Consider the following 11,773-nt stretch of genomic DNA (forward strand, 5'->3'; position numbering starts at 1 on the left):
CCCGCACGACCCGGACCGTCGCCCCGTACGCCCGCACGACCCGGACCGTCGCCCCGTACGCCCCGTACGCCCCGGAGGATCCCCTCGTATGACGGACGCAGCCGCCCTGCCCGGCCAGCCGAGGGGCGGGGCCCTCTCGGGCCCCGCCACCCCACGGGCCGTCAATGTCCTTGCGCCCAACGCGTCCGCGATGACCCTGGACGGCACGAACACGTGGATCCTGTCGGAGCCCGACTCCGAACTGGCCGTCGTGATCGACCCCGGCCCCCTGGACGAGAGCCATCTGCGCAACGTCCTCGACACCGCCGAGAAGGCCGGCAGGCGCATCGCCCTGACCCTGCTGACGCACGGTCACCCCGACCACGCCGAGGGCGCCGCGCGCTTCGCCGGACTGACGGGCACGAAGGTGCGCGCCATAGACCCCGCGCTACGGCTCGGCGACGAGGGGCTGGCCGCCGGCGACGTGGTCACCGTGGGCGGCCTGGAGCTGAGGGTCGTACCGACGCCGGGGCATACCTCGGACTCCCTGTGCTTCCATCTCCCGGCCGACCGGGCGGTCCTGACCGGCGACACGATCCTGGGCCGCGGTACGACGGTCGTGGCCCATCCCGACGGCCGCCTGGGCGACTACCTGGACTCCCTGCGACGGCTCAGGTCCCTCACCGTCGACGACGGCGTCCACACCGTCCTGCCGGGCCATGGACCGGTCCTGGAGGACGCCCAGGGCGCCGTCGAGTTCTACCTTGCCCACCGCGCCCACCGCCTCGCCCAGATCGAGACGGCCGTGGAGGACGGCTACCGCACGCCGCCGGAGGTCGTCGCCCATGTCTACGCGGACGTGGACCGGTCCCTGTGGCCCGCGGCGGAGCTGTCGGTACGGGCCCAGCTGGACTACCTGGAGGAGCACGGCCTCATCTAGGCCCAGAGGTCTGGGAGTGGGGCCGGGCGGCCTTGACGCCGTGCACGCGCGCGTACTCCCCGGTGAGCCACGGGCCCAGGTCGTCGACGTATGAGGTGAGGGCGGCGGGGTCGCCGGTCGGCCGGTACCCGAGGACGGCAGCCGCGCGCATCTGCTCCCCGCGCGCGGGGTGGTACGCGGCGAACTCCTCGGCCATTGCCACCAGATCGCTGGTCCAGCCGTTCCAGCGCGGCATCACCAGCGTGAATCCGGTGCGCACGAGGCGGCGGGACAGGAGGCGTACGAGGCGGCGGGCGCCTCGTCGGCGGAGCCGGCCGCGGCGATCCGCTCGCGCCGGCGGGGGAGCAGCACCGCGAGGTTACCGTCTGTCTCGCGGGCGAGCAGCGAGTCGGGACGGTAGCGCGGCAGGTACTCGGCGAGATCCCCGCCGAGCAGCGGGGTGCGCAGACAGGCGACGAACCACCCCAGGTCGTACCGCTCCGCTCCGCTTCGCCCAGCACCTGTGCGCGGCTGACCAAGCAGGCTCCCGACCCCGTCGACCTGCGGGAACTCCTTGTCGACCGCCTCACCCAGCGTCCGCGCACCCTCCCGGTCCGACCGCAGCGGGATGACGGCGGTCAATCGCGGGTTCTTCATCTCCGCGGTGATCTCGCTCGTACTGGTCGCGGTCGCCGTCTTCATCTATCTGCCGTCGTCGTACGCGAGCTCGACGGCGTCACCGACGCGGCGATCGCCGCCAAGGACGGCGATCCGCGGATCCTGGCGCTCGTGGCCGGGGCGATCGGCATCGCCCCGGGCTCCTCGCGCAGCGCGGCGAGCAGATCCAGATCGCTGCGCCCCACGCGCGCGGTGCCCCGCGGAATCGATCCGCAGAGGTACGCGCTGTCCAGCCGCGCCCCGAAGAGATCCAGCACGCGGTCCCGGGTGGCGGCGACGACGGGGCGGAAGGCGGGTGGGACCCGCCCGAGAGAGCCCTCACGCTCGATGAAACCGTGGGAGTCGAGCCCTCTGCGGGGAACGGGAACGGGAGCGGGAACGAGAACGGAAACGGGGACGGTTCCGGCCATGGGTCACTGTGCCCTGACTGAGCCGCCGGTGCTGGTGATCGGCGTCGGCAACGACGTGGCTACCGCGAGCGCTTGGCGAGCCGCTCCACGTCCAGCAGGATCACCGCGCGTGCCTCAAGGCGGAGCCATCCGCGCTGCGCGAAGTCGGCCAGCGCCTTGTTGACCGTCTCGCGGGACGCGCCGACCAGCTGGGCCAGCTCCTCCTGCGTGAGGTCGTGGACGACGTGGATGCCCTCTTCGGACTGCACGCCGAAGCGGCGGGAGAGATCCAGCAGAGCGCGCGCGACACGGCCGGGGACGTCGGAGAAGACCAGGTCGGACATCTGGTCGTTGGTCTTGCGCAGCCGGCGGGCGACGGCGCGCAGCAGCGCGGTGGCCACCTCGGGGCGGGCGTTCAGCCAGGGCTGGAGGTCGCCGTGGCCCAGGCCCAGCAGCTTGACCTCGGTCAGCGCGGTGGCGGTCGCCGTGCGCGGGCCCGGGTCGAAGAGGGACAGTTCGCCGATGAGCTCGCCGGGGCCGACGACGGCCAGCATGTTCTCGCGGCCGTCGGGCGAGGTGCGGTGGAGCTTGACCTTGCCCTCGGTGACCACGTAGAGCCGGTCGCCCGGGTCGCCCTCGTGGAACAGGGAGTCGCCACGTGCGAGGGTCACCTCACTCATGGAGGCGCGCAGCTCCGCGGACTGCTCGTCATCGAGCGCCGCGAAGAGCGGGTTGCGCCGCAGAACGTCGTCCACGAGTTCTCTCCTTGTCGACCTGCTCAGGGGATCATTCCCCCGCGTACCAGGGGACCGTGTTCCCCATTTTGCCGGACGGTCCAAACAGTGTGATCTGTCACAAGGATGCCGCACAGGTGTGCCGAGGTACGCGGCAGGGGTCCAATCGGGGGCCGATCTCCAGGGTCCGGGGCGGATGTCAGTGCCGGGCTTTAGGCTGGCCGGGTGTCCAAATCGCCGGTGAGAGCACAGGCCAAGGGGGCTGGACGGGTGGTTGTACGTCGGGATTCTGCTGTGGGCGAACAGGTCGCCACCGGCGGAAAGAAAGCGACAAAAGCGACAAAGGAGCCTGCGAAAAAGAAGGCCGCGGTGAAGAAGGCCCCGGTGAAGAAGGCCGCGGTGCAAGCCGTCGCGTCGAAGCAGGCCAAGCCCCTGAATACCCGCTCGAAGGCCACGAAGCCCCCGAAGGACGAGTCCCGCACAGCCCTCGTCCGCCGAGCCCGCCGTATCAACCGCGAGCTCGCCGAGGTCTACCCGTACGCCCACCCCGAGCTGGACTTCGAGAACCCCTTCCAGCTGCTGGTGGCCACGGTGCTGTCCGCCCAGACCACCGACCTGCGGGTCAACCAGACCACCCCGGCGCTCTTCGCCAAGTACCCGACCCCCGAGGACCTGGCCGCCGCCAACCCCGAGGAGGTCGAGGAGATCCTCCGCCCGACCGGCTTCTTCCGGGCCAAGACCAAGTCGGTGATAGGGCTGTCGAAGGCCCTCGCGGCGGACTTCGGCGGCGAGGTCCCCGGCAGGCTCGAAGACCTCGTCAAGCTGCCCGGCGTGGGCCGCAAGACCGCGTTCGTCGTACTCGGCAACGCCTTCGGCCGACCCGGCCTCACCGTGGACACGCACTTCCAGCGGCTGGTGCGGCGCTGGCGGTGGACGGCCGAGACCGAACCGGACAAGATCGAGGCCGCCGTCGCCGCGCTCTTCCCCAAGAGCGACTGGACGATGCTCTCGCACTACGTGATCTTCCACGGCCGGCGCATCTGCCACGCCCGCAAGCCCGCCTGCGGCGCCTGCCCCATCGCCCCGCTCTGTCCGGCGTACGGCGAGGGCGAGACGGACCCGGAGAAGGCGACGAAGCTGCTCAAGTACGAGAAGGGCGGATTCCCGGGCCAGCGTCTGAAGCCTCCGCAGGCGTATCTGGACGCGGGCGGCAAGCCTGCGCCGCCGCTGGGGGCCGGATGACTCCACAGGAACGATCCAGGTGCCGGCCCGCGTTGGGCGGTGCAGTACGACGGGGGTGGCGATGACGCGTGCCAGCGATACACAGGGCGGCCGAGTGGCGCTCAGCAAGGAGGGCCTGCCCGGCTGGCTCGCTCCGGTGGTGCACGCGGTGGAGACGGTCCAGCCACTCCAGCTGAGCCGCTTCCTGCCGCCGGAGAACGGCGCGGGGCGGCAGTCCGCCGTGCTGATCCTGTTCGGTGAGGGCGAGCACGGTCCCGAGCTGCTGCTGATGGAGCGGGCGAGTTCGCTGCGCTCGCACGCCGGGCAACCGTCCTTCCCGGGCGGTGCCCTCGACCCCGAGGACGGCGATCCGAAGGCCGACGGGCCGCTGCGGGCCGCTCTCCGCGAGGCCGAGGAGGAGACCGGCCTCGATCCGGGCGGCGTCCAGCTCTTCGGGGTGCTGCCCAAGCTGTACATCCCGGTCAGCGGCTTCGTCGTGACCCCGGTGCTGGGCTGGTGGCGTGAGCCGAGCCCGGTCGGCGTGGTCGATCCGAACGAGACCGCGCGGGTCTTCACCGTTCCCGTGGTGGATCTCACGGATCCCGCCAATCGCGCCACCACCGTTCATCCCAGCGGCCATCGAGGTCCGGCATTTCTGGTCGAATCGGCCCTGGTGTGGGGTTTCACGGCGGGAGTCATCGACCGCCTGCTGCATTACGCGGGCTGGGAGCGACCATGGGACCGCGAGAAGCAGGTCCCGCTCGACTGGCGCTCATGACAAGGTGGGCGCCGTGCTGTGTCTACTCCGGGGGAGCGCTGTGTTCGATCGCCGCCGCGCGGCAGGGTGGGCCCCCGTGGCCGACTGGGGGGACCGCGAAGTGATGAGGCGAGGCCAGAAGCGGTGAACGTGCTGGACATCCTGTTGCTGCTCGCCGCCGTGTGGTTCGCGATCGTCGGCTATCGCCAGGGCTTCGTCGTCGGCATCCTGTCGGTGATCGGCTTCCTGGGCGGCGGTCTCGTCGCGGTCTATGTGCTGCCCGTCATCTGGGACGCACTCACCGACAACTCCGAGGTCGGCACCACCGCCGCCGTCGTCGCGGTCGTCGTCGTCATCGTCTGCGCCTCCGTCGGCCAGGCGCTCACCACCCACCTCGGCAACAAGCTGCGCCGGTACATCACCTGGTCCCCGGCCCGCGCCCTGGACGCGACCGGCGGCGCGCTCGTCAACGTCGTGGCGATGCTCCTGGTCGCATGGCTCATCGGCTCCGCCCTCGCGCAGACCACGCTGCCCACGCTGGGCAAGGAGGTCCGCGACTCCAAGGTGTTGCTGGGGGTGTCGGAGGCGCTGCCCACCCAGGCCGACACCTGGTTCAAGGACTTCACCTCGGTCCTCGCGCAGAACGGCTTCCCGCAGGTCTTCAGCCCGTTCTCGAACGAGCCGATCAAGGAGGTCGCGCCCCCGGACCCGGCCCTCGCGGGCAGTGCCGTCGCCGCCCGCGCCCAGGGCTCCATCGTCAAGGTCATGGGCACCGCCGAGAGTTGCGGCAAGGTCCTCGAAGGCACCGGCTTCGTCTTCGCCGACCGCCGCGTCATGACCAACGCGCATGTCGTCGGCGGCGTCGACGAGCCCACCATCCAGATAGGCGGCGAGGGCAGGAGGTACGACGCGATGGTCGTCCTCTACGACTGGGAGCGCGACATCGCCGTACTCGACGTACCGGATCTGGACGCTCCGGCGCTCGAATTCGCCACCGAGGACGCGAGCAGCGGGGACAGCGCGATCGTCGCCGGCTTCCCGGAGAACGGGGCCTACGACGTGCGGTCCGCGCGGGTGCGCGGGCGCATCACGGCCAGCGGCGCGGACATCTACCACCGCGGCACCGTCAGCCGCGACGTCTACTCCCTCTACGCGACCGTCCGCCAGGGCAACTCCGGCGGCCCGCTGCTCACACCCGAAGGCCAGGTGTACGGCGTGGTCTTCGCCAAGTCCCTCGACGACGCCGAGACGGGGTACGCGCTCACCGCGGACGAGATCCAGGAGGACATCACCAAGGGGCGCACCGCGAACCAGCGGGTGGACAGCGACAGCTGCGCCCTGTAGGCCGTACGAAGCCCAGCGTCGATGCGAGACCCGGTGTCGATACGGCGCTCAGCGTCGATGCGAGACCCGGCGTCGATACGGGGCTCGATGTGGGCCTTTGATGGGCCTTAGTCGCGAGCGTGGCGCAGCCGTACGGAGACCCAGCGGGCCCGGCGGCGCAGGATGTGCGGGATGCCCACCCGGAGATCACTGCCCGGCAGTTGCGGGGTGCCTCGCTGGTGAGAGCTCAGGGCATTGCCCGAGCGTCGATTGCGTGCTGCGTCACTGTAGTCGTGCGTCCAGCCCATACCCGGACGTCTGCCCCTGCCCCAAGGTCGATAACCGCCCCCACGCCCCCCAATTGGCCTATGCGCCGGGCATTTGGCAGTTCGTAGGACGACTGTTTCAGACGGGCGGGACGGCACGCGCCGACAGGGCCACCGAAAGGTCACCGATCGCGACCACCGAACGCTCACCGTCGAGGTCATCGAACGCTCACCGTCGAGGTCATCGAACGCTCACCGTCGAGGTCATCGAACGCTCACCGATCGGGTTCGGGATCCTTCAGCCAGCTGATGAGCTCGGTCGAGAAAGCGACCGGATCCTCCTCGTGCGGGAAGTGCCCGAGCCCGTCGAACAGCCGCCAGCGGTACGGCGCTTCGACGTACTCCCCGGAGCCGGCCGCGCTGCGGGTGCGCATCACCGGGTCCAGAGAGCCGTGGAGGTGGAGCGTCGGCACCCGCACGGGCCGCTTCATCCGCCGGTTGAACTGGATGCCGTCCAGGCGGGCGAGAGAGCGCACCAGCCACCGGTACGGCTCGATCGAGCAGTGCGCGGTCGACGGGATGCACATGGCCCGGCGGTACGTGTCCACCGCCTTGTCGTCCGGCAGGCTCGGCCCCGACCAGTCCCGCATCAGCCGGGCGACGAGCGCCGCGTCGTCCGCGACGAGCTGCCGTTCCGGGATCCACGGCCGCTGGAACCCCCAGATGTACGAGCCCGCGGCCGTCTGCCTGACGTCGGAGAGCATGGCGGCCCGCCAGCGCCGCGGATGCGGCATCGAGGTGACCGCGAGCCGCCGCACGAGCTTCGGGCGCATCGCGGCCGCCGTCCACGCCATGTAGCCGCCCAGGTCGTGCCCGACGAGCGCGGCGTCCGGCTCACCGAGGGAGCGTACGACGCCCGTGATGTCGAGGGCGAGGTTGCCCGGGTCGTAACCCCGGGGCGTACGGTCGCTGCCGCCGACGCCCCGCAGGTCCATCGCGACGGCCCGGAACCCGGCGTCGGCGAGGGCGACCAGCTGGTGCCGCCAGGTCCACCAGAACTGGGGGAAGCCGTGCAGCAAGAGCACCAGCGGCCCCTCGCCCATCTCGGCGATGTGGAAGCGCGCACCATTGGCGGCCACGTCCCTGTGTGTCCAGGGACCATCCGGCCGTACGACAGAGGCGGGCTGTGCCGCAGGGTCCGTCATGACGACGAGCGTGCCACAGCCTCGATGGCCTCCGGGACCCGGTCCTGCGGCAGCTCGGCGCGCGGGTGCGGCTTGGCCTTCTGCAGGACGCCCGCCGTCTCCTTGACGGATGCGGCGACCTTCTGCGGGCCCTTGCCCTTCCTGGCCTTCTTCGCGAACACGACGCCGATCAGCGCCAGGACGAGCGCGATCAGCACGTTCGCCGCGAAGGACAGCAGGAAGCAGATCGCGAGGTTCCAGTCGCTCCAGGTCCGGATGCCGTACGCCAGGGCGAAGTTCAGCATCGGCAGGGAGAACACCAGCACGCCGGCCGCCACCGTGAACGCGCCGCCGCTCATCGCCCCGCGCCTGACGTCCTGCTTGAGCTGCGCCTTGGCCAGCGCGATCTCGTCGTGCACCAGCGCGGACATCTCGGTGGTCGCCGAGGCGAACAGCTGGCCGATGCTGCGTTCGGCGCCGACCGGGCTGCCGTCGGGTGCGCTCATCGCGGTCTCCCTCTTCTGCCTGACTTCGTTTCGACGGTCATTTTGTACCGTCCCGTCAGATCATGCCGGACCGTCGTCTCCGTCGCCTGCCCGCCCGTCACTTCGGCATGCCTGTGCCGTTCTCCGCGGTCATCAGCTCGGCGATCCGGCGGTGCTCGGCGGCCTTGCGCTCGTAGATGCCGGCCATCCGCAGGTGGTACGCCGGGTCGTCCTCCTCGTAGATGTCCGGGATGCCGTCGAGGTCGTCGTCGCGCTCCTCGTCCTCGCACATCTTGCGGTACTTGGCGTTCCGCATCTTCAGCAGGACGCTCGCGAAACCCGCCGAGATGATGGAGCCCAGCAGCACCGCGGCCTTGATCTCGTCGGTCAGCGCCGCGTCGCCGTCGAAGGCGAGCTCGCCGATCAGCAGCGAGACGGTGAACCCGATGCCGGCCAGCGACGCCACCGCGAACACGTCGGGCCAGGCGAGGTCGTCGCTGAGCGACGCCTTCGTGAAGCGTGCCGTCAGCCACGTACCCCCGAAGATGCCGAGCGTCTTGCCCACGACCAGACCCAGGACCACGCCCAGCGTCTCCGGCTTGGTGAATACGTCGCCCAGGGCGCCCCCCGAAACGGAGACACCGGCGCTGAACAGCGCGAACAGCGGCACGGCGAGGCCCGCCGACAGCGGACGTACGAGGTGCTCGATGTGCTCGCCGGGGGAGTGGTCCTCGCCCTCGTGGCGGTGGCAGCGCAGCATCAGGCCCATCGCGACGCCCGCGATCGTGGCGTGGACGCCGCTGTTGTACATCAGCGCCCAGACGACAAGGGCGAGCGGGACGTAGATGTACCAGCCGCGTACGCCCCTGCGCAGCAGCAGCCAGAAGACGAGCAGGCCGACTACGGCGCCGCCGAGTGCGGCGAAGTCGATGGTGTCGGTGAAGAAGAGCGCGATGATCAGGATCGCGAACAGGTCGTCGACGACGGCGAGGGTGAGCAGGAAGGCGCGCAGGGCGCTGGGCAGGGACGTACCGATGACCGCGAGCACCGCCAGCGCGAAGGCGATGTCGGTGGCGGTGGGCACGGCCCAGCCCTCCAGCGAGCCGCCGCCGGTGACGTTGGTGAGGGTGTAGACGAGCGCCGGTACGGCCATCCCGCACAGGGCCGCGACGACGGGCAGTACGGCGGCCTTGGGGTCGCGCAGATCACCGGCGACCAGCTCACGCTTGAGCTCGATACCGGCGACGAAGAAGAAGATCGCGAGGAGCCCGTCGGCCGCCCAGTGCGCGATCGACAGGTTCAGGCCCAGTGCCTCGGGGCCGAGGTGGTAGTGGCTGACGCTCTCGTAGCCGTCGTGCAGCGCGGGTATGTTCGCCCAGACCAGCGCGGCGATCGCGGCGAGGAGCAGCAGCACCCCGCCGACGGTCTCGGCGCGCAGTGCGTCCGCCACGAAGGTTCGCTCGGGCAGGGACAGCCGTCCGAAGACCTTGCGGGTGCTGGCGTTTTCCCTGGTGCGGGCGGGCGCGGCCACGAGGAGACCTCCGGTCGGTGGGCAGTACGGAACACATGCCGACCAGACTTCCCGGCGCACCTTGATTCGTTGTGACGTTCTTGACGCTTTGCTTAGTTTACCTAAGATGCGGCCGGGCTCGTCAGGGATCTTCACGTTAAGTGCAAAAGGGGTACCCGGCGCGCTTGCCGCCGGGTACCCCTGAGGGCCGTTCTCAGTCCTCGCGCAGCCCTTGCCCTTGCTCAGTCCTCGCTCGGCGCCGCCGGAAGCTTCGCCTGGATGAGGTCCATGACGGTCGAGTCCGTCAGCGTGGTGACATCGCCGAGCTGACGGTTCTCCGCCACGTCCCGCAGCAGGCGGCGCATGATCTTGCCGGAGCGGGTCTTCGGCAGCTCCGCGACCGGCAGGATCCGCTTCGGCTTGGCGATGGGGCCGAGGGTGACGCCGACGTGATCGCGCAGGTCGGCGACGAGGTTCTCGGTCTCCGCCGCCGTGCCGCGCAGGATCACGAAGGCGACGATGGCCTGACCGGTCGTCTCGTCGGCCGCACCGACGACGGCCGCCTCGGCGACGGAGGAGTGCGAGACGAGCGCCGACTCGACCTCGGTGGTGGAGATGTTGTGCCCGGAGACGAGCATCACGTCATCCACGCGCCCGAGCAGCCAGATGTCGCCGTCGTCGTCCTTCTTCGCCCCGTCACCGGCGAAGTACTTGCCCTCGAACCGCGACCAGTACGTGTCGAGGAACCTCTGGTCGTCACCCCAGATGGTGCGCAGCATCGACGGCCACGGCTCGGTGAGCACCAGGTAGCCACCGCCGCCGTTCGGCACCTCGTTCGCCTCGTCGTCGACGACGGTCGCGGAGATACCGGGCAGCGGCACCTGCGCGGAACCCGGCTTGGTCTCCGTGACTCCCGGCAGCGGCGAGATCATCATCGCGCCGGTCTCGGTCTGCCACCAGGTGTCCACGATCGGCGTCCGGTCGGCCCCGATGTGCTTGCGGTACCAGATCCAGGCCTCGGGATTGATGGGCTCACCGACGGACCCGAGGACCCGCAGACTGCTCAGGTCGAACTTCGCGGGGATGTCGTCGCCCCACTTCATGAACGTACGGATCGCGGTCGGCGCCGTGTACAGGATCGTCACCCCGTACTTCTGCACGATCTCCCAGAACCGCCCCTGGTGCGGGGTGTCCGGCGTGCCCTCGTACATCACCTGGGTAGCGCCGTTGGCCAGCGGACCGTAGACGATGTACGAGTGGCCGGTGACCCAGCCGACATCGGCGGTGCACCAGTACACGTCCGTCTCCGGCTTGAGGTCGAAGACGGCGTGGTGGGTGTACGCGGCCTGGGTGAGATAGCCGCCCGAGGTGTGCAGGATGCCCTTCGGCTTACCGGTCGTACCGGACGTGTAGAGGATGAACAGCGGCTGCTCGGCCTCGAAGGCTTCCGGCGTGTGCTCGGCGGACTGCCGGTCGACGATCTCGTGCCACCACACGTCCGACGCGTCGTTCCAGGCGACCTCCTGGCCGGTACGGCGGACCACGAGCACATGCTCCACGTTTCCCGCCTTGGCGACGGCCTCGTCGACGGCCGGCTTGAGCGCGGCCGGCTTGCCGCGCCGGTAGCCGCCGTCGGACGTGATGACGACCTTGGCGTCCGCGTCCTGGATACGGGTCGCGAGCGCGTCGGCCGAGAAGCCGCCGAAGACCACGGAGTGCGCGGCGCCGATCCGGGCGCACGCCAGCATCGCGATCGCGGTCTCGGGGATCATCGGCATGTAGACCGCGACCCGGTCGCCGTTGCGCACACCCAGCTCCAGCAGGGCGCCCGCGGCCTTGGAGACCTCGTCCTTCAGTTCGGCGTAGGTGATGGCGCGGCTGTCGCCGGGCTCGCCCTCGAAGTGGATGGCGACGCGATCGCCGTGACCCGCCTCCACATGCCGGTCGACGCAGTTGTACGCGACGTTCAGCTCGCCGTCCTTGAACCACTTGGCGAACGGCGGGTTCGACCAGTCCAGTGTCTCGGCCGGTTCCTTGGCCCAGGTCAGCCGCCGGGCCTGCGCGGCCCAGAAGCCGAGCCGGTCAGCCTTGGCCTGTTCGTACGCCTCCGCCGTGACGTTGGCGTTCGAGGCCAGGTCAGCGGGCGGCGCGAAGCGTCGCTCCTCTTTCAAGAGGTTGGCCAGGCTTTCGTTGCTCACGACATCTCCCTTTCCCAGGGTGTCCGTTGTGTCCCAGGCCACAGCTCATCAGACCGGGGGGCCGGATGACAAGGGTCGACCGAAAATTGGTTTAGACCTGTCGGCCGGGCCCGCCGAGGCCTTCCGGCGG

Annotated in this window: 12 protein-coding genes and 1 pseudogene; 5 read left to right on the forward strand and 8 right to left on the reverse strand. The window is 70.1% G+C overall.

Annotated elements, in window-relative coordinates:
• The first annotated feature begins 88 nt into the window (after window positions 1–88).
• Window positions 89–919, forward strand: coding sequence for an MBL fold metallo-hydrolase (locus tag GFH49_RS17855; protein WP_155056912.1), 831 nt, complete (start codon window positions 89–91; stop codon window positions 917–919).
• Here GFH49_RS17855 and GFH49_RS41550 read toward each other — a convergent pair.
• Both GFH49_RS41550 and GFH49_RS41555 read right to left on the reverse strand, forming a co-directional pair.
• Entirely contained in the window at window positions 912–1,178 is a 267-nt protein-coding gene (locus GFH49_RS41550; protein WP_408055921.1) for a hypothetical protein, read from the reverse strand. The genes GFH49_RS17855 and GFH49_RS41550 overlap by 8 nt on opposite strands.
• A complete protein-coding gene (locus GFH49_RS41555) occupies window positions 1,154–1,600 on the reverse strand; it encodes a hypothetical protein (protein WP_408055922.1) in 447 nt (148 codons plus the stop codon). Before GFH49_RS41555 ends, GFH49_RS41550 begins: the two co-directional genes overlap by 25 nt.
• Between GFH49_RS41555 and GFH49_RS40180 the strand changes: the two are divergent.
• Window positions 1,500–1,708 (forward strand): annotated as a pseudogene (locus tag GFH49_RS40180) (hypothetical protein); the annotation flags it as partial. The gene GFH49_RS41555 and the pseudogene GFH49_RS40180 sit on opposite strands and share 101 nt — an antisense overlap.
• 337 nt (window positions 1,709–2,045) lie before the next feature.
• Here the strand turns inward: GFH49_RS40180 and GFH49_RS17875 are convergent.
• Complete coding sequence (locus GFH49_RS17875) at window positions 2,046–2,720, reverse strand: Crp/Fnr family transcriptional regulator (protein ID WP_155056914.1); 675 nt, start codon at window positions 2,718–2,720, stop codon at window positions 2,046–2,048.
• 273 nt (window positions 2,721–2,993) lie between these two features.
• Here GFH49_RS17875 and nth point away from each other — a divergent pair, with 273 nt between their 5' ends.
• From nth to GFH49_RS17890, 3 genes are all read left to right on the forward strand, one after another.
• Window positions 2,994–3,941: an endonuclease III gene (gene nth / locus GFH49_RS17880; protein ID WP_155056916.1), complete on the forward strand. Its 948-nt coding sequence runs from the start codon at window positions 2,994–2,996 to the stop codon at window positions 3,939–3,941.
• Between the two features lie 61 nt (window positions 3,942–4,002).
• Window positions 4,003–4,698, forward strand: coding sequence for an NUDIX hydrolase (locus GFH49_RS17885; protein WP_155056917.1), 696 nt, complete (start codon window positions 4,003–4,005; stop codon window positions 4,696–4,698).
• 123 nt (window positions 4,699–4,821) lie between these two features.
• Window positions 4,822–6,021: a MarP family serine protease gene (locus GFH49_RS17890; RefSeq protein WP_155056919.1), complete on the forward strand. Its 1,200-nt coding sequence runs from the start codon at window positions 4,822–4,824 to the stop codon at window positions 6,019–6,021.
• Window positions 6,022–6,128: 107 nt separating this feature from the next.
• Here GFH49_RS17890 and GFH49_RS40185 read toward each other — a convergent pair whose 3' ends face one another.
• The 5 genes from GFH49_RS40185 to acs form a co-directional block, all read right to left on the reverse strand.
• A complete protein-coding gene (locus tag GFH49_RS40185; RefSeq protein ID WP_230396357.1) occupies window positions 6,129–6,308 on the reverse strand; it encodes a hypothetical protein in 180 nt (59 codons plus the stop codon).
• 233 nt (window positions 6,309–6,541) lie between these two features.
• On the reverse strand, window positions 6,542–7,471 hold the full coding sequence (locus GFH49_RS17895) for an alpha/beta fold hydrolase (RefSeq protein ID WP_155056921.1): 930 nt from the start codon (window positions 7,469–7,471) through the stop codon (window positions 6,542–6,544).
• The gene (locus tag GFH49_RS17900) at window positions 7,468–7,956 is read right to left on the reverse strand and encodes a phage holin family protein (protein WP_155056923.1); all 489 of its coding nucleotides are present in this window, start codon (window positions 7,954–7,956) and stop codon (window positions 7,468–7,470) included. The genes GFH49_RS17895 and GFH49_RS17900 overlap by 4 nt, the downstream gene beginning before the upstream one ends.
• A gap of 97 nt (window positions 7,957–8,053) precedes the next feature.
• Window positions 8,054–9,466, reverse strand: coding sequence for a Na+/H+ antiporter NhaA (gene nhaA / locus GFH49_RS17905; protein WP_155056925.1), 1,413 nt, complete (start codon window positions 9,464–9,466; stop codon window positions 8,054–8,056).
• A gap of 221 nt (window positions 9,467–9,687) precedes the next feature.
• On the reverse strand, window positions 9,688–11,643 hold the full coding sequence (gene acs, locus GFH49_RS17910; RefSeq protein WP_155056927.1) for an acetate--CoA ligase: 1,956 nt from the start codon (window positions 11,641–11,643) through the stop codon (window positions 9,688–9,690).
• Between the last annotated feature and the right edge of the window lie 130 nt (window positions 11,644–11,773).

It is taken from the genome of Streptomyces blattellae, from assembly GCF_009709555.1.
Lineage (GTDB): Bacteria > Actinomycetota > Actinomycetes > Streptomycetales > Streptomycetaceae > Streptomyces > Streptomyces blattellae.